The organism is Cobetia sp. 29-18-1, assembly GCF_029846405.1.
Taxonomy (GTDB): domain Bacteria; phylum Pseudomonadota; class Gammaproteobacteria; order Pseudomonadales; family Halomonadaceae; genus Cobetia; species Cobetia amphilecti.
In genome coordinates, this window is the sequence record NZ_JARWKS010000003.1 from 45,887 (window position 1) to 62,793 (window position 16,907).

General features: G+C 63.5%; 14 protein-coding genes. 5 read left to right on the plus strand and 9 right to left on the minus strand.

Features of this window, described 5'->3' with window-relative positions; translation table 11 throughout:
• Positions 1-274: 274 nt before the first annotated feature.
• Positions 275-1,450, plus strand: a complete 1,176-nt coding sequence (gene uxuA, locus QD208_RS03205) for a mannonate dehydratase (protein ID WP_279835585.1) — start codon at positions 275-277, stop codon at positions 1,448-1,450.
• A 154-nt stretch (positions 1,451-1,604) separates the two neighbouring features.
• On the opposite strand, the gene QD208_RS03210 is transcribed toward uxuA, so the two are convergent.
• From QD208_RS03210 to QD208_RS03250, 9 genes are all read right to left on the minus strand, one after another.
• Positions 1,605-2,474 (minus strand): DUF4437 domain-containing protein, encoded by an 870-nt coding sequence (locus tag QD208_RS03210; RefSeq protein ID WP_279835586.1) that lies wholly within the window; start codon positions 2,472-2,474, stop codon positions 1,605-1,607.
• A 415-nt stretch (positions 2,475-2,889) separates the two neighbouring features.
• On the minus strand, positions 2,890-4,197 hold the full coding sequence (locus QD208_RS03215; RefSeq protein ID WP_279835587.1) for a TRAP transporter large permease: 1,308 nt from the start codon (positions 4,195-4,197) through the stop codon (positions 2,890-2,892).
• The gene (locus QD208_RS03220; protein WP_192839303.1) at positions 4,194-4,811 is read right to left on the minus strand and encodes a TRAP transporter small permease; all 618 of its coding nucleotides are present in this window, start codon (positions 4,809-4,811) and stop codon (positions 4,194-4,196) included. Before QD208_RS03220 ends, QD208_RS03215 begins: the two co-directional genes overlap by 4 nt.
• Before the next feature lie 118 nt (positions 4,812-4,929).
• On the minus strand, positions 4,930-6,024 hold the full coding sequence (locus QD208_RS03225; RefSeq protein ID WP_279835588.1) for a TRAP transporter substrate-binding protein: 1,095 nt from the start codon (positions 6,022-6,024) through the stop codon (positions 4,930-4,932).
• Between the two features lie 174 nt (positions 6,025-6,198).
• Entirely contained in the window at positions 6,199-7,326 is a 1,128-nt protein-coding gene (locus tag QD208_RS03230; protein WP_279835589.1) for a LacI family DNA-binding transcriptional regulator, read from the minus strand.
• 140 nt (positions 7,327-7,466) lie between these two features.
• Entirely contained in the window at positions 7,467-8,519 is a 1,053-nt protein-coding gene (locus QD208_RS03235) for a D-glycerate dehydrogenase (protein WP_279835590.1), read from the minus strand.
• Positions 8,520-8,594: 75 nt separating this feature from the next.
• Positions 8,595-9,623, minus strand: coding sequence for a sugar kinase (locus QD208_RS03240; protein WP_279835591.1), 1,029 nt, complete (start codon positions 9,621-9,623; stop codon positions 8,595-8,597).
• A 107-nt stretch (positions 9,624-9,730) separates the two neighbouring features.
• Entirely contained in the window at positions 9,731-11,323 is a 1,593-nt protein-coding gene (locus QD208_RS03245; RefSeq protein ID WP_279835593.1) for an aldehyde dehydrogenase (NADP(+)), read from the minus strand.
• Positions 11,324-11,506: 183 nt separating this feature from the next.
• On the minus strand, positions 11,507-12,283 hold the full coding sequence (locus tag QD208_RS03250; RefSeq protein ID WP_279835595.1) for an SDR family NAD(P)-dependent oxidoreductase: 777 nt from the start codon (positions 12,281-12,283) through the stop codon (positions 11,507-11,509).
• Between the two features lie 648 nt (positions 12,284-12,931).
• Here QD208_RS03250 and QD208_RS03255 point away from each other — a divergent pair.
• From QD208_RS03255 to QD208_RS03270, 4 genes are all read left to right on the plus strand, one after another.
• The gene (locus QD208_RS03255; protein WP_043334189.1) at positions 12,932-13,897 is read left to right on the plus strand and encodes a tripartite tricarboxylate transporter substrate binding protein; all 966 of its coding nucleotides are present in this window, start codon (positions 12,932-12,934) and stop codon (positions 13,895-13,897) included.
• A gap of 59 nt (positions 13,898-13,956) precedes the next feature.
• Positions 13,957-14,427, plus strand: coding sequence for a tripartite tricarboxylate transporter TctB family protein (locus QD208_RS03260; RefSeq protein ID WP_052384646.1), 471 nt, complete (start codon positions 13,957-13,959; stop codon positions 14,425-14,427).
• Entirely contained in the window at positions 14,427-15,947 is a 1,521-nt protein-coding gene (locus QD208_RS03265) for a tripartite tricarboxylate transporter permease (RefSeq protein ID WP_043334188.1), read from the plus strand. Before QD208_RS03260 ends, QD208_RS03265 begins: the two co-directional genes overlap by 1 nt.
• A gap of 166 nt (positions 15,948-16,113) precedes the next feature.
• Positions 16,114-16,815, plus strand: a complete 702-nt coding sequence (locus QD208_RS03270) for a FadR/GntR family transcriptional regulator (RefSeq protein WP_279835599.1) — start codon at positions 16,114-16,116, stop codon at positions 16,813-16,815.
• The last annotated feature ends 92 nt before the right edge of the window (positions 16,816-16,907 follow it).

The window sequence follows — 16,907 nt, forward strand, 5'->3', positions numbered from 1 at the left end:
GCAGCGATTGCGCAAGGAGGATTGATGGTGAGCTATTGGGTTTTGGTGTCAAATTATTGATTAAAAATGGTTTTTTGTGAGGTGTAAGCGTGATGGGTATCTGGTCGGCCTGGCACCTCGAGACGCGATATAGCGTTGAGTCCACCTTCAGAGGGAAGTGTGCCGGGAGAGCCGCTCGCCGGAAGCGACATAGGTCGCATGGCAGCACCTGACACAAGTTGTCATATTTTGTCGGCAGGTGGCATTTGCCCCCTTTGACCGTCAAGGAGATGACATGGAAGCGACATGGCGCTGGTTCGGCCCCGCGGACCCCATCACGCTCGAGGAAATTCGCCAGACCGGCGCGACAGGTATCGTGACGGCGCTGCATGAGATTCCCAACGGCGAGGTCTGGCCGCTGGAGGCCATTCGTGAGCGCAAGGCGCAGATCGAGGCGGCCGGGCTCAGGTGGTCGGTGGTCGAGAGCATTCCGGTGCATGAGAGCATCAAGCAGGCCGCGCCCGGCAGTGATAGCCATATCGCCAATTATCAGCAGTCGCTGCGCCACCTGGCGGAATGCGGGATCGGCACCGTGTGCTACAACTTTATGCCGGTGCTGGACTGGACGCGCACCGACCTAGCCTGGCAGCTGCCGGAGGGCGGCACGGCGTTGCGTTTTGATCAGGATGCCTTTGCGGCCTTTGATCTCTACCTGCTGGAGCGCCCCGGCGCCGAGCACGAGTACAGCAGCGAAGAGCAGCAGGCCGCGCTCAGGCATCTGGAGTCGCTCGATGATGCCGGGCGTGAGAAGTTGATCCGCACCATCATCGCGGGGCTGCCGGGTGCGGAAGAAGGCTACACGCTGGCCCAGTTCCGAGCGGCGCTGGCGGCCTATGACGGTATCGATGCCGCGCGATTGCGCCAGCACCTGGCCACCTTCCTCAAGGCCATCGTGCCGGTGGCGGAAGAAGTCGGCATTCGACTGGCCATTCACCCTGATGATCCGCCGCGACCGATGTTCGGGTTGCCGCGCGTGGTCTCGAGCATGGTGGATGCCGATTGGCTGCTGGGCGTCGTGCCCAGTCCCGCCAATGGCCTGACGTTCTGCACTGGCTCCTACGGGGCCAATCCGGAGATCGACCTGTGCATCATGGCGCGGCGCTTCGCCCCTCATATCCACTTTGCCCATCTGCGGGCCACCGGGCGTGACAGTGAAGACAAGCGCTCCTTCCATGAGGCTGAACATCTCGAGGGCGACCTGGACATGGTGGACATCATCAGCGTGCTGGTCGCGGAAGAGCGTCGTCGTCTGGTGCCTGGCGGCGCGCCCTTGCCGATGCGCCCGGATCACGGCCACCACATTCTGGATGATGCCAGGCGCGAGACCCGCCCGGGGTATCCACTGTATGGGCGCATGAAGGGACTGGCGGAAATCCGTGGCCTCGAAATGGCGGTCCAAAGACTGGCCTGACGGCGTCGCCTGATGGCGGGTACGCATACCAACGCAACACAAACACGAACGGCCACCCGCGGTCTTGAGACCGGGGTGGCCGTTCGTGTTTGCTGCAGGTCGCGATGTCTGCTGATTCAGGGCTAAGAGCCAAGAGTTCAGACGACCTCAGGTTTCAGCCTTCGACGATGTCGAAATCACCATTGGTACGCACGTAGAGCAGGGTCTCGCCGTCGGTGCCGGTGGTGATGTCATGGGTGATCTCGCCCTGAGAGCCGAAGTAGCTGCCGGTCGCCAGGCTCTGGCTGTCGTCCTTGCCTTCGGTCTCGTGGGTCAGGTCGCCCTTGATGACCACGGCGCGGAATTCGTCGGCATGGCTTGTGATCTCGCCTGAGAAGTCGGCCGGCAGTTTCACCAGGCGGCCGCTCAGCTGGCCGACGTCCGGGTTGCCCCACAGGAAGGCGGTCTTCGGGCCTTTCTCGGCGTCGTCGCTGCCCGGCAGGTTGATCCAGCGGATGTCATTGGCATCCAGCCATACCATGTTGTTCTCTGCGACATTCAGCGGCTCTTCATCGTTGTGGAAGGCCTCGGATTCCGGCTGTACCAGGTAGGGCCCTTCATTGATCTCGATGTAGGCCATGTTGACCTTGTCTCTGGCCGCGGTGATGTGCGATTCCCCTGCCGGCTGGATCCAGAACGAGCCTGCGGGCAGCCACTGCTCATCGGCGTTCTTGTCATCGTTGTGGACCTCGCCCTGGATGACCACGCCACGGTAGGTGATGTTGTGGATGTGGGGCGGTGAGGAGAAGCCTTCGTTGAACTTCACCAAAAAGCCCGAAGCGCCATCCTTGGTGCGGTCGCCCCACAGGTCGCCGGCCGCCGGGCTCTGGTCACCGCGCAGCGGGTTCAGGTAGCCCCAGTCGATGTCGGACTGCTGGACGACTTCACTGGACGGTGTGAGCGTGGAGTGGTCATCGGCGTGTGCGGTCATGCTGGCGAAGGCGACCGAGAGGCCGAGAAGAGCAAGGGAGAAGGGACGTTTCATGGTGGCTGCCTGTCTGGTCATGGGAAGAAGGGGGACAATGCCGATGCGCTGGCAATCGACGCAGTGAATCTTGGAACGGGCAGGCGGCGGGATATAGCGGCAGATGGCGTAAAGACTTTCAATCAAAGCATGATAATCGGCCGTTCATCTTGGGCGTGTTATCGGCGCAAAGGCTCAAGACGATGCCATGACCTGTGGCGTGACGATCACCCTGAATCGAGGAGGATTTCTCGACAGATCACGACGTTGGCGCGCTTTTGGTGCGGGTTCGTGCCGCTAGTGCGGCCCGGCCCGCTGGGGTGAGGCGTGCAGGAATGAGCCGCTAGGGGAAGGCGGGGAGGTGTGCGAGGACGAGAAATTGGCAGTTCCGGACATTCCTCAAACAGTTTTCGGAATGTCCGGATAATGCGCCGGGTCAGACGAAGTCAGGGGCGATGAGGCGCGGAATGGTCAACACGAATTCCGGGAACAGGATCATCAGCAGGATCACGGCCAGCATCACGCCCAGATACAGCATGGTGGTCGCCATGGCCTTGAGCAGAGGGATGCCGCCTATCTTGGCGGAAATCATCAGACACAGGCCGTAGGGCGGCGTGATCAGGCCCAGCCCCAGCGCCATCACGCCGATGACACCGAACTGCACGGGGTGCACGCCTGCCGACATCGCCAGCGGATAGAAGATGGGCGCCATGATCGCCATCGCGGGCAGGGCATCCATGAAGGTGCCGATCACCAGCAGCACGATGGTCATCACGATCAACAGCACCGTCGGGTCGGTGATGCTGACGCCCGCCATCAGCTTGGGCGGAATCTGATAGAAGCTGATCAGATAGCCGAAGATGGCCGCGCCCACCAGGCTGAACAGCGACAGCGAACACAGCCTGACGGTATCGGTGGAAGCATTGAGCAACTTGGTGAGATCCAGCTCGCGATAGACCACGAAACCCAGTGCCAGCGCATAGACCACCGCGATCACCGCGGCCTCGGTGGGGGTCACGATGCCCAGGGTGATACCACCGATGATGACGATCGGAATCCCGGCGGCCAGCAGGCCATCCTTGCCGGAGCTGGCCAGCTCCTTGAGGGTGGCGCGCTTGCGCACCGGCACATCATAGCGGCGGACATAGCGGGTATTGAGCAGCAGCTGAGCCACGCCGATCATCACGCCGGGCAGGATACCGCCCAGAAACAGGCCGACGATCGAGGTATTGGTCAGCGCGCCCCATACGATCATGTTGATCGACGGCGGGATGATGGTGCCCATCACGGAGGAGGCCGCGGTGACCGCGACGGCGAAGCTGACTGGATAGCCTTCGCGTTTCATGGCCGGAATCAGCACCGTGCCCACGCCGGCACTGTCGGCGGTGGAGGAGCCGGACACCCCGGCAAACAGCATGCTGACCAGCACATTGACGTGAGCCAGCGCGCCACGGAAGTGGCCGACCAGACGCATGCACAGCGTGATCAGACGATCGGTGATCCTGGCGGCATTCATCAGGTTGCCGGCCAGCAGGAACAGCGGCACGGCCAGCAGCACGAAAGAATCCATGCCGTTGTACATGCGCTGGAACATGATCCAGTAGGTCAGGCGCGGGTCGAGCAGAATCAGGGTCGTCGCCGTCAGCACCAGCGCCATGGCGATGGGGATGCCGATCACGATCAACACGCCCAGCACGCCGAACAGCAGCCAGGGCATCAGGTAGAGCCAGTCCATTGGCATCATGACAGGGGCCTCCGATCAGTCGCGCCATGCGCATGGCTGGCGATGGCGGGAGACAGAACCGCTGCCGTCTCCTCCGGTATTGCCAGTTCTTCCGCCTCATTGGGCGTATTGAGCGCCTTCTCCATGGCTTGCATGCCGTGCAGCCAGGCATGCAGCAGCCGTTGCAGGCTGAACAGCACGATGAAGATGCCGCTGACGGTGAATACCGAGTAGACGTAGATCATCGACAGTCCCGAGGCCATCGCACTGCGGCGCAGACCGGAAAGGGCGAAGTCCTTGCCGTGCACGATGAACAGTACCCCCAGCAACAGGCAGGCGAGATCACGGATCCAGCGCGTGACGAGATCGGCACGGCTGCCACGCGCAAAGGCTTCCAGCACGAAGTGATCGGCGTGCAGCACCCCGACCGCGGTGCCCAGCATCACCATCCACTGGAAGGCGAAGCGGCTGAATTCCTCGGTCCAGAACAGGCGCGGCAGAAAGGCCAGATTGCGACTGGCGATCTGATAGATGATGAAGACGATGAAGCTTGCCAGCAGCGCCAGCAAGACGAGATAGAGCAGACGTTCGAGCGTCCGGTTCAGGCGCGAAAGCCCTGAGAGCACAGGATGCATGGCACTGTCCTCAAGAAGAGTGCGAGGGGGGAGGGAGCTCGACGCAAGGCGGCGAGATCATTCAAGCCAACCTGACGGCGGGGCAGCCAGACGCTGCAGGGCTGCCCCCAGGCGTGGCTTACTTGACCGCACGCACCTTGTCGTAGATTTCCTTGAGGCCCATCTCGGCGATCACTTCCTTGAGCGGCTCAGCCACGATTTCCTGCATGCGCTCACGGTCGATCTCATGCAGCTTGGCGCCCTGCTTCTCGAGCTCGGCGAGAGCATCCGCGTCCTGCTCCAGCTGCACCTTGCGGGCATAGGCCGCCGCGTCATGGGCCGATTCCATCAGGGTCTTCTGCTGCTGCTCATCCAGGTTGTCCCAGGACATCTTGGACATGGTCAGCAGGCGCACGGTGATGTCGTGCTCGGACAGCGCGATGTTGGGCGCGACTTCGTGGAAGCGCATGCGTAGGGTCCATTCCGGCTCGTTGAGCAGCCCGTGGATCGCGCCCAGCTGGATGGCGGTGTAGATCTCCTTCCAGGCCACCACGCTCGGTTCGACCCCGAGTGCCTGCCAGGCGACGATCAGCGGCTTGGTCGGGTTGGTACGCAGCTTGAGGCCCTCAAGTTCATCGAGTGAGGTGACCTCGCGCGAGCTGACGATATGTCGCTTGCCGCCCCCGAAGTAGGCCAGCACTTTCACATCGGTCTCGTCACTGATCTTCTGGGCGATCTCCTGGCCGATATCGCCATCCAGCACCTTCTGCCAGTGATCGACATCCCGATACAGGAAGGGAATCGTGAACACGTTGGCGGTGGGCGAGAAGTCGGTGATCAGCCCCGGGCTCACGATGGACATGTCCAGCGCGCCGGCCATCTGTTGCTCGAACATCTCGGTCTCATGGCCCAGCACCGAGTTGCCCATGATGGTCATGGTGATGTCGCCATCGGTCTTTTCGGCGAGCAGGTCGCGCAGCCGCTCGGCGCCGAGTTGATAGGCGGTATCTTCGGTGCCGGCGTGGCCGAAGCGCAGTTCCATCGCCTGGGCGCTGGCCGAGGCACCGAGCGTGGCACCCAGCAGGGTGCCGGTGGTGGCCGCGATGGCCAGGCTCTTGCCTAGCCCTTTGCCCAGCCGGGAGCCCAGACGTGAGCGCTGGGAGGGAGAGGTGGGAATAGAGGTAGAGGTGGAGATAGAGCGAGAGGTATTGGTTGGATTGATCCAATTCAGCATGATGGCGTTTTCCTTGGCGTTGTTTGTTGTTGTGCCTTGCATCTTCTGGTCTTGCAGTCTTGCCGTGTTGCGCTTGCCAGACCGACAGTCTCCAGACGGCCGGTCCATGCTCGGGTGCTGTGAGGCTTGTCGATGCTCTCCAGGCATGACGTGCCGTTCAGCTGAAGCTTGGTATCACTCTTTTGGGGGCGTCGCGACGCTGGCGTCGTCAGGACTCCCGCAGGAGCGGCGTATCTTGAGTTCCGGCGGCATGATGACGCTCTCTCGCTCGCCGCCGGGGTTGGCGATCCGGCGCAAGGCCAGGCGCGCCGCCTGCTCCCCGATGGCGTAGGGGTGCGTGGCGATACTGGTCAGGGGCGGGTCGCCCAGTTCGGCTTCCTCGACGTCATCGGTGCCGATCACGGCGCAGTCGCGGCCGGGCTCGAGCCCCATCTGGCGCAGGCCCAGCATAGCGCCGAAGGCCACCAGGTCGTTGTGGCAGACCACCGCCGTCGGACGCGGGCTTTCCTGCATCAGACTCTTGATCAATTCATGGCCGACGCGTCGGGTCACGCCATTGCCGCGTACCAGGCGGCGATAGGCCAGGCCGTGGCGGTCCAGCGCGGCCTGATAGCCCAGCCAACGGTCATGGCTGACTGAGTGATCCGCGCCGCCGATGAAGGCGATGCGCTGATGGCCCAGGCTGACGAGATGATTGACGGCCATCTCGGCCACGCGCCGGAAATCGGTGCCGGCGTAATCGAAGGGCGGCGCGTCCAGATAGCGCATCACCTGGATGCAGGGCATGCCCCAGTCGGCCAGTTGATGGATCAGGTTGGGGTCCGTGTGTTCGGCGGGGCACAGCAGCAGGCCATCGACGCGATGTTCACGCATGCGCTCGATGAAGCGCTGCTGACGCTCGGGGGAATCCTCGCTGTTGGCGAGAAATGACACATAGCCTTCCTGATGCAGGGCGGCATCGATACCCGCGACCATGGAGCCGAAGAAGGGGTTGGCGATGTCATAGACCACCACGCCCAGGGTGGCGGTGCGGCTGCCACGCATGGCGGCGGCGCCACGGTTGTAGACATAGCCCAGCGCCTTGATGGAGGCCTGGACCTTCTCGCGGGTGCGCTTCGCCACCAGCGGGCTTTCGCGCAGCACCAGCGAGACCGTGCTGCGCGAGACCTTGGCGTGGGCCGCGATATCCTGGAGCGTGATGCTGCTCGAGGCGCCCTGGGTTGAATGGCCCTGTGATGACGAGGCCTGTGATGACGGGTCGGCATCTTCCCGAGCAGGGGGGGGCGTGATGGGCGCTTTCATGGCGTCGTTCCTGGGCATTTTCTTGTTGTCATCCCAAGCCTGGGCTGGGGCGCTGGCGTTTTGGATTGTTCCAATTCCTTGTCGTCAGCATAGAGCAATCCCTCGGCTATCCCTTCAGCACTTTGGTCTGGCAGCCCGTGCTAGCGGCGCGTCCAGTGGGCTTCATTGACCGCGCTCAAGGGGGATTCGCCTGCCAGCGCCAGCAGCAGGTTGTCCAGCGCACGCCGCGCCATGGCGCGCCGGGTCTCATGGGTCGCCGAGCCGATATGCGGCAGCGCCACGACCTGAGGCAGGCGTGTCAGCGGCGAGCTTGCCGGCAGCGGTTCCTGCTCGAAGACATCCAGCCCCGCCCCACGAATGCCGTCGCGCTCGAGACACTCGATCAAGGCGCCTTCATCGATGACGCGCCCGCGGGCGATGTTGATCAGAAAGGCGCTGGCGGGCATCAACTCCATTTCGCGCTTGCCGATCAGGCGTTCGGTCTGCTCGCTGAGCGGGACGGTGACGCACACGAAGTCGCTGGTCTTGAGCAGTGAGTCCAGTTCGACACGGGTCGCGCCAATCTCGCTTTCCAGCTCAGGCTTGGGGGAGGCGTTCGAGTACTGGATGCGCATGTTGAAGCCGAGCGCGCCGCGCCGCGCGATCGCCGCGCCGATGCGCCCCATGCCGATCATGCCCAGCGTCTTGCCGTGCACATCCGTGCCGAAGTGGGACGGTGTGAGGCTCGCTGTCCATTGGCCATCGCGAACCTTGCAGGCCAGCTCCACCGCGCGCCGCGCCGTGGCCATGATCAACAGGAAGCCGGTGTCCGCCGTGGTCTCGGTCAGTACATCCGGGGTATTGCACAACAGGATGCCGCGCGCGTTCATCGCCTCCAACGGGTAGTTGTCATAGCCCACCGAGACCGAGCAGATCACCCGCAGTACAGGGGCGGCGTCCAGCAGCGCTGGCGTGATCACATGGCCTGAGCTGATCAGGCCGTGGGCATCTCGCAGGACATCGCGCAGCGCGTCTTCCCGCGCCTGTGCGGACAGGCCCTCCGGCAACACCACGACATCATGATGCTCGCGCAGGGTGCTCATCTGGTCATCGTCGAGTGCCTTGAGCACGACGACCTTGCGGCGGGGCAGGGGGTTGGCCGCGTCGCTGGCCATCTGGCTGGCACCCTGGGGCGAATAGTGCTGTGCGTGCATGGAGGTCTCCTTGAGTTCATGAGCGTTCGACACGAACGGATCGACAGGCGCGGATCGACAGGCGCAGATCGCGGCTCAGGACACGAGACTGGCGGCCTCTCCGTTCTCGATCGCCGTGAGTGTCTGGCGATCCGGCAGGCCCTCCATGTCACCGCGCACCTGCACCGCGCGACTGCCCAGCAGGTTGGCGCGCAGCATGGCAGCTTCAGGTGACAGTCCATCGAGCAAGGCGCTGATGGCACCCACCGCAAAGGCATCGCCGGCGCCGACGGTATCGACGACCTGGTCGACGCGCTGGCCGGGGACACTGAAGGCGGCTTCCTGGCCACCGATCAGTCCACGGTAATAGCTGCCCTCGGGGCCGAGCTTGATGATGACGGCCTTGGCACCTTGTTCGAGGTAGTGGCCCGCGATGGTCTCGGGGGTCTTGTGGCCGGTCAGGCGTTCGCCTTCCGCCAGTCCCGGCAACACCCAGTCAGCGCGGCTTGCCAGCTGATTGAGGGTGTCGCGCATCTCACGCTCGCTCGACCACAGGGTGGGGCGCAGATTGGGGTCGAACGAGATGCTGGCGCCTGAGGCGCGGGCCTGCTCGAAGAGGTGGAAGGACAGCTCGCGGCAGCTGGGGGAGATGGCCGGCGGAATGCCGGTGGCATGCAGGTGGCGCAGGGCGCTGAAATCGATGCCATCGGCATCGCGTGCATTCATGCGGCTGGCGGCGCTGCCCTGGCGGAAGTACTCGACATGGGGGTCTTCGCCCTGACTGGCGCGCGCCTTGAACATCAGGCCGGTGGGCGCCTCGTTGTCCCGGGTCAGATGGCGGCAGTCCAGGCCATTGTCTTGCAGGGTCTGGCGTAGATAGTGCCCGAGGCTGTCGTCACCCACGCGGCTCAGCCAGCCGACATGAAAGCCCAGGCGGGCGAGGCCGATGGCGACGTTGGTGTCGGCCCCGGCGATACGGCGCTCGTAATGTGAGACGTGCGCAAGATCTCCCTCGCTCTCGGCGACCAGCATGGCCATGGCTTCGCCGAAGGCGAGGATTTCCAGTGGCGAGGAAGAAGGGGAAGAGGTGGGCGTCGCAGACGCGCTGGCTTGCTCAGACATCATGGCGTGTCCTTTGTCTTGGAGACATTCCTTGTATTTGTCAGGCATGACGGCGCGGCTGGCGAAGCCGCGCCGTCATGGTAGTGCTGTACCGATAGTGATGGCGCGACTCAGTGCTGGCGCTTGCCGTCCACCAGGCGTGGCAGGTCGGCGCTGTCACGCAGGGTCGGGCTCAGCAGTGCTTCGGGCAGGTCCTGGTAACACACCGGACGCAGGAAGCGTTCGATCGCCGCGCTGCCCACCGAGGTGGTGCGGCTGTCGGAAGTGGCAGGCCAGGGGCCGCCGTGGACCATCGCCTGACAGACCTCGACACCGGTCGGCCAGCCATTGGCGAGGATGCGCCCAGCGCGACGTTCCAGTACCGGCATCAGGCTGCGCGCGGCATCGATATCGGCATCGTCCAGATGCAGGGTGGCGGTCAGCTGGCCTTCCAGGTGCTCGCAGACCGCACGCATCTCGTCCAGATCGCGACAGGCGATGACCAGCGAGCTGGCGCCGAAGACTTCTTCCTGCAATGCGGCTTCACTCAGGAAGTCGCTGCCGGTGGTGCGGAACAGCGCGGTCTGACACGGGCTTGCGTTGTCGCCATCCAGCGCACCGCGCGCCACTTCCTGTACCTGAGGCAGGGCGGAGAGTTTCTCCACGCCACCGCGGTAGGCGTCGTGAATGCCCGGCGTCAGCATCGTCTGGCAGGCACTGGCCGCGACATTGTCGGCGGCGGTGTTGAGGAAGCGCTCCAGCGCCTCGCCTTCGAGCGCCAGCACCAGCCCCGGATTGGTGCAGAACTGGCCGGCACCCATGTTGAGCGAGGCGATGAAGGCCTGTCCCAGCGCTTCGGCGCGCGCTTCCAGCGCAGCCGGCATCAGCAGTACCGGGTTGATGCTGCTCATCTCGGCATAGACGGGAATCGGCTGAGGACGGGCCTGGGCGGTCTTGAGCAGTGCCGTGCCGCCACTGCGTGAACCGGTGAAGCCCACGGCCTGGATGCGCGGGTCATTGACCAGTGCCTGGCCCAGGGTGTTGCCGCTGCCGTAGAGCAGCGAGAAGACGCCTTCCGGCAGGTTGCAGCGCTTCACGGCACGCTGGATGGCGCCGCCGACCAGCTCGGACGTGCCCGGGTGAGCGGAATGCGCCTTGACGATGACCGGGCAGCCCGCCGCGAGGGCCGAGGCGGTATCGCCACCGGCCACCGAGAAGGCCAGCGGGAAGTTGCTGGCCCCGAACACCGCTACGGGGCCGAGGCCGATGCGCCGCTGGCGCAGGTCGGCACGTGGCATCGGGCTGCGTTCCGGCATGGCCGGGTCGATGCGCACATCCTGCCATTCGCCGGCGCGTACGACGCCGGCGAACAGACGCAGCTGACCGCAGGTGCGGCCGCGTTCGCCTTCCAGACGTGCGCGCGGCAGGCCGGTTTCCTGAAGGGCGCGTTCGGTGATCTGCTCGCCGATGGCCTCGATTTCCTCGGCGATGGTCTCGAGGAAGCCGGCGCGGGTCTCGGCGTCCGTCTCCCGGAAGCTGTCGAAGGCGTCATGCGCCAACTGGCAGGCCAGCTCCACCTCGCGGGCACCACCGGCGGGATAGGCGGGGTCCAGTCGCTCGCCATTGGCAGGATTGATGGCATGAACCGGCTTGCCGTCAGCCAGCAGGCTCTGCTGGCCGATGAGCTGATGGCCGCGCAGTGTCGTCTGATCGGAAGGTGACATGAGGCGTCTCTCTTTTCGTTGGGCGTGCTGTGCGTGGGACGTACGGTGCGTGGGGCCTGGGGTGCGTGGTAGGTGCTGTGCGTAGGACGCGCAGTGGGCCAGGCCGGTCGAGGCGTCACCGCCTTGGGGGTTGCGCGTCACTTCACGTCATTCCACCGCGCTGAAGGTGACAAGCGATATGCCTTACGGGCACATCTGGCCGCCGTTGATGTCGATCACCTGACCGGTGATGTAGCCACTGGTGGCGTGCGAGGCGAGGAACAGGAAGGTCGGCGCGCATTCTTCGGAGGTGCCGAAACGGCCCATGGCGATGCTGCCGGCGATCTTGGTGCGCAGCTCTTCGCTCTTGTCGGCATGGAAGACGGTATCGATGGTGCCCGGCGACACGATGTTGAAGCGCACGTTGTCCTTGGTGAATTCCTTCACCCAGTTGCGATGCAGGTTGTGCAGCATGGCCTTGGTGCCGCCGTACAGGGAGGCGCCCAGACCGCCGCCTTCGCGACCCGCGATGGAGCCGGTGCTGATGACGCTGGCGGTGGTGCCGGAGTCCTTGGCGGAGGCCTTCAGGTGCGGCATGGCGTACTTGGTGGTCATGATCGCGGAGCGCAGGTTCAGGTCCATCACCAGGTCGAAGGCGGCATCGTCCAGACTCTCGAGTCCTGCACGCACGCCCAGGCCACCGGCGTTGTTGACCAGCACGTCCATGCCGCCGAAGGCCTTGGTGAAGTCTTCCACCAGTGCGGCGCAGCCTTCGCTGGTGGACAGGTCACGTGCGAAATATTCAAAGCGTGCCCCGGTGGCTTCCAGCTGGGCGATGGCGTCACGCGCGGCGTCATCCTGCTGACGGCTGTTGATGCCGACCACGGCACCCTCACGGGCGAAGGCGGCAGCGGCAGCCAGACCAATGCCCTTGGTAGAGCCGGTGATGAGAACTTTCTTCTGCTTGAGATCGGTGAACATGTGGGATTCCTGACGGTGGAAAGCCGTACGCTCTTGGAGGCGGCATGGCGAATGAAAGGTGGAGGGGCCTGCGGCGAGCATCGGCTCCCTCTCGGCACGAGTCACCTTAGCCCAGACAAACAGGATCGACAAACAAATAATGACAACTGTCGAATAGTGCTTTAGTGCAGTCCCGCCTCTCGACTGACATGAGAAGGCTGTCCTGAGGCCTGGCTCGCGCGGTGCTGACCGGGGCTGAAGGGGGAGGGGACTGTGCGCATCAAGCAAGAGACTGATTTGTCGTAAAATCTCTGATAAAGCCGATAAATCAGGGGTTTGTGGCAATTCAAGCGATGCTTCTCGGCCGACAATCCTCAAGATGTTGCGGCCATTGGATAAGGGTCGCAGGGGCCGGGGTCGGCTATCCTAGGGGTTGATCCGGCCAGCCCGTCACGACCTACAATCCCCGCTACCTCCCTGCCGTCCATTTTTGGATTGGTCTAAAGTTCAAGTTGTCATAACTTGTAAAATTCGTGCATCCCGCTGACACTGATCTGCGTATTCGGGGCAGTCATCGCCAACCCTCAAAGCGGCTGCCCCACGCTGCAACGCCACAATCGACACAGCCACGCAACGCCTCCATAACAAGACAACGAGAGAGTCTTCGCCATGCGTAAATTGTCACAAGTCCTCTGCGCCTCCGTGCTGACCCTGTCCGCTTCCGCGGTGATGGCAGCCGATTATCCCTACAAGCCCATCACGCTGATCGTGCCCTGGTCTGCCGGTGGTGGTACCGATGCGGTCGGTCGTCAGCTGGCGGCGGGCCTGCAGGAAGAGCTCGGTCAGCCGGTCAATGTGGTCAACAAGACCGGCGGTTCCGGAGTGGTGGGGCACATGGCCATGAAGATGGCGCGTCCCGACGGCTATACCCTGGGGCTTGGCACGGCAGAGATCGCCACCTATCAGCATATCGGCACCGCGCAGCTGTCCTATGAGGACTTCACGCCGATCGCGCTGCTCAACCTGGACTACGCCTCCTTCACCGTGAATGCCGATTCCGAATGGAAGACGCTGGATGATGCGCTGTCGGCGCTGAAGGCCAACCCCAGTGACTACACCGTGTCCGGTTCTGCGCCGGGGGCGGCCTACCATCTGTCCTTCGCGGGCTTTTTGGATCAGCAGGGCATCAACCCGAATGACGTGACGCTGGTACCCAGCGAAGGCGCGGCACCGGGCCTGCAGGAACTGGCCGCCGGTGGCGTGGATATCGTGTTCTCCTCGCTGCCGGAAATCGAATCCATGCGCCAGTCGGGTCGCGTCAAGGCGCTGGCGGTACTCGCCAATGAGCGTGTCGATTCCTTCGAGGACATTCCGTCTGCCAAGGAGCTGACCGGCTCCGAGTGGAGCCAGGGTTCCTGGCGTGGTCTGGTCGGCCCTGAGGGCCTGCCGGAAGAGGTCACCGCGCGCCTGTCTGAAGCGACCGAGAAGGTCTGGAAGTCCGAGCAGTTCCAGGACTTCATGGCCAGTCGCGGTTACGGCACCGTGTGGGAAGACGCTGAAGGGTTCCGTGCCTTCATGAAAGACCAGGACGAAAAGAACGCTGCCACCATCGAAAAGCTGGGGCTGGCCAACTGAGCACGTCGCATCGCTTCGTGTTCGAACGTTTCCCCCTGAGTCTTTATGAGTAACCGCACATGCGTACCAACGACAAGGTAACGGGTGTGGTGACGGCAGCCTTCGGGGCTGCCGTCATATATGCCTCCCTCGACTTGAAGAACCTGCCGCGCCAGGAATATGGGGCCGGTACCTTTCCCACCGTTATCGGCGCACTGCTGATACTGTTCGGGACCATCCTGCTCGTCCGTGGGCTGCGCAATCGTGAAGTCTGGTTTGCCTGGCAGCACCCCGTGCCGCTGATCACCTTCATTCTGACGCTGGTGGCCATCTGTGCCTCCATCATCGCCTACATCTACCTCACCCCGGTGGTCGGCTTCCCCGTGGTGTCCTTTGTATTGCTCACCTTGCTGCTCTACACCTTCCATCATCGACGCTGGATGCCCGCTGCCGGCATCGCGGTGACGGCGACAGGGGTGATCTGGGGCGTGTTCGGCCAGTTGCTGCACGTGCCGCTCGAGCTGGGACTGCTGGAAAAGGTGATCTACTGATGAGTGACTTACTGCAAGCCGCCACGATGGTCTTCACCTGGGAAGTGATGCTGATCATCCTGGCCGCCTCCCTCTTCGGGCTGTTCATGGGCGCGATTCCGGGCTTGACCGCCACCATGGCCACGGCCCTGCTGGTGCCGGTCACCTTCTTCATGGACCCGCTGCCGGCCATCGCCGCCATCGTGTCCGCCACGGCCATGGCAATCGTGGCCGGGGACATTCCCGGGGCGCTGTTGCGAATCCCCGGTACGCCAGCCTCGGCGGTCTATACCGAGGAGGCCTATGCGATGGGCAAGCAGGGCAAGGTGGGCCTGGCGCTGGGTCTCAACGTGACCTGCTCGATGATCGGCGGCGTGATCGGGGTGCTGATCCTGGCCTTCTTCGCACCGCGCATCGCCGAGTTCGCCATCCAGTTCACCAGCGATGAGTATTTCTGGCTGGCACTGCTGGGGCTGTCCTGCGCGATTCTCGTCTCTGGGCGTGATCCGCTCAAGGGCGGCATCTCGATGCTGGCGGGCCTGGTCATCGCGATGGTGGGCATGGACAGTGTCTCCGGCCAGATGCGTTTCACCTTCGGCAACTACGACCTGCTGGCCGGTATCTCCATCCTGCCGGTGCTGATCGGCCTGTTCGCGATCTCCGAGCTGATTCGCCGCATGCCCGAGACGCGCAACCCGGCGCCGATCGTGCCGCCGGTCATCAAGCGTCCCTTCGAGGGCGTCGGCTCGACCCTGTGGAAGTACAAGGGTGGCGTGCTGCGCGGTGGGGCACTGGGAACCGTGATCGGCTCTCTGCCCGGCGCCGGTGCCGACATCGCCTCCTGGATCAGCTATGCCGTCAGCCGCAAGTTCTCCCGAACGCCGGAGAAGTTCGGCAAGGGCCATCCCGAGGGCCTGGTGTCGGCCAGTTCCGCCAACAATGCGTCGCTCTCCGGTGCCTACATTCCGGCGCTGGTGTTCGGTATCCCGGGCGATACGGTGACGGCGATCATCATCGGCGTTTTGATGACCAAGGGCATCACCCCGGGGCCGGATGTCTTCACTGACCAGGCACCGCTGGTGAACGCCATCTTCATGGTCTTCGTGCTGGCCAACCTGCTGCTGCTGCCGCTGGGCTTCATGGCGATCCGCGGGGCGCGTCACATCCTGTCGATTCCCACCGGCATCCTGTTCCCGCTGATCCTGATGTTCTGCATCGTCGGTGCCTTCGCGGCCAACAATGCCATGTTCGATATCTGGATCATGCTCGGCATCGGCCTGATGGGCTTCTTCATGGCCGAGAACGACTTCCCGGTCGGGCCGATGATTCTGGCAGTGATTCTCGGACCGATCGTCGAGAGCAACTTCATGCGCTCGATTCTCAAGTCCAATGGCGACCTGACCGCCTTCGTGGACCGTCCCATCGCCATGGTGCTGGCCATCGCCGCGGTGGCGGTGTGGAGCATGATCATCGTCAACGGGGTGAAGGCAGGGCGTAAGGCACCGCAGGCAGAGGAAGCGACTCAGCCCCAGGATGCCTGAAAGGACGTCAGCCGAGTGGAGCGGGTGGGCGAGCGGCAGTGATGACGCCGGGGAACGTCGCTGTCCCGTGGCCTTTCCTCAACTGGCAGGGTTTCCGGTAGAATTGCACACCATTTGAAATGCCTGAAGGTGGACCAAGAGTGATGAGAAAGGGCGACATGACACGATGAGTGACGCAGCCAAGCATTCACTGGCACTGGTGGTCTACGAGAAGATTCTGGCGGCCATCATCAGCGGTGATTACCCCGTCAACAAGAAGCTGCCCACCGAGGCGCGCCTGTGCGAGCTGTATGAGGTGTCGCGCCCGGTGCTGCGTGATGCGCTGGCGCGGCTGCGCGAGGACAATCTCGTCGTTTCGCGGCGGGGCTCCGGCAGCTTCGTCATCAATCGACCCGACAGCGCCGTGCTCGAATTTGCGCGTATCTCCAGCATCGCCGACATCCAGCGTTGCTTCGAGTTTCGCACCAATGTCGAGGCCAGTGCGGCGGGTCTTGCCGCACTGCGACGCACCCCGGAGCAGCTGGAGCACATTCGCCAGCGCTTCGAAGCCATCAACCAGGCCAATCTCAACCACGATCGTGCCTCGGATGAAGACTTCGAGTTCCACCTCGCAATTACCGAAGCCGCCAGCAATCACTACTACGCCACCGTGCTGCGTTCGCTGAATCAGAGCATCAAGGAAGGCATGAATCTGACGCGCGGTCTGTCACTGCGTGCCTCCGAAGAGCGCCTGCGGATCGTCCAGGATGAGCATCAGGCGATCATCGATGCGATCGCCGGCAAGGATTCACCCGCCGCGGAAGGCGCCATGCGAGCCCATCTCGAGGGCGCGCGTCGGCGCATGTTCGAGGGGGTGCACACGCCCTAGCTTCACAGGGTGCGGGCGCTCCACCTGCCATTTCAGCTCCACGACAATGCCTCTGATCATTCCCGGTCAGAGGCATTGTCGTCTCTGGAGAG

What these genes read in the sequence shown, in the direction of transcription:
- QD208_RS03215 (WP_279835587.1), bottom strand. Translation starts at nt 4,197, where the DNA reads ATGATGCCAATGGACTGGCTCTACCTGATGCCCTGGCTGCTGTTCGGC.
- QD208_RS03250 (WP_279835595.1), bottom strand. Translation starts at nt 12,283, where the DNA reads ATGTTCACCGATCTCAAGCAGAAGAAAGTTCTCATCACCGGCTCTACC.
- uxuA (WP_279835585.1), top strand. Translation starts at nt 275, where the DNA reads ATGGAAGCGACATGGCGCTGGTTCGGCCCCGCGGACCCCATCACGCTC.
- QD208_RS03245 (WP_279835593.1), bottom strand. Translation starts at nt 11,323, where the DNA reads ATGTCACCTTCCGATCAGACGACACTGCGCGGCCATCAGCTCATCGGC.
- QD208_RS03265 (WP_043334188.1), top strand. Translation starts at nt 14,427, where the DNA reads ATGAGTGACTTACTGCAAGCCGCCACGATGGTCTTCACCTGGGAAGTG.
- QD208_RS03210 (WP_279835586.1), bottom strand. Translation starts at nt 2,474, where the DNA reads ATGAAACGTCCCTTCTCCCTTGCTCTTCTCGGCCTCTCGGTCGCCTTC.
- QD208_RS03235 (WP_279835590.1), bottom strand. Translation starts at nt 8,519, where the DNA reads ATGCACGCACAGCACTATTCGCCCCAGGGTGCCAGCCAGATGGCCAGC.
- QD208_RS03220 (WP_192839303.1), bottom strand. Translation starts at nt 4,811, where the DNA reads ATGCATCCTGTGCTCTCAGGGCTTTCGCGCCTGAACCGGACGCTCGAA.
- QD208_RS03240 (WP_279835591.1), bottom strand. Translation starts at nt 9,623, where the DNA reads ATGATGTCTGAGCAAGCCAGCGCGTCTGCGACGCCCACCTCTTCCCCT.
- QD208_RS03260 (WP_052384646.1), top strand. Translation starts at nt 13,957, where the DNA reads ATGCGTACCAACGACAAGGTAACGGGTGTGGTGACGGCAGCCTTCGGG.
- QD208_RS03255 (WP_043334189.1), top strand. Translation starts at nt 12,932, where the DNA reads ATGCGTAAATTGTCACAAGTCCTCTGCGCCTCCGTGCTGACCCTGTCC.
- QD208_RS03270 (WP_279835599.1), top strand. Translation starts at nt 16,114, where the DNA reads ATGAGTGACGCAGCCAAGCATTCACTGGCACTGGTGGTCTACGAGAAG.
- QD208_RS03230 (WP_279835589.1), bottom strand. Translation starts at nt 7,326, where the DNA reads ATGAAAGCGCCCATCACGCCCCCCCCTGCTCGGGAAGATGCCGACCCG.
- QD208_RS03225 (WP_279835588.1), bottom strand. Translation starts at nt 6,024, where the DNA reads ATGCTGAATTGGATCAATCCAACCAATACCTCTCGCTCTATCTCCACC.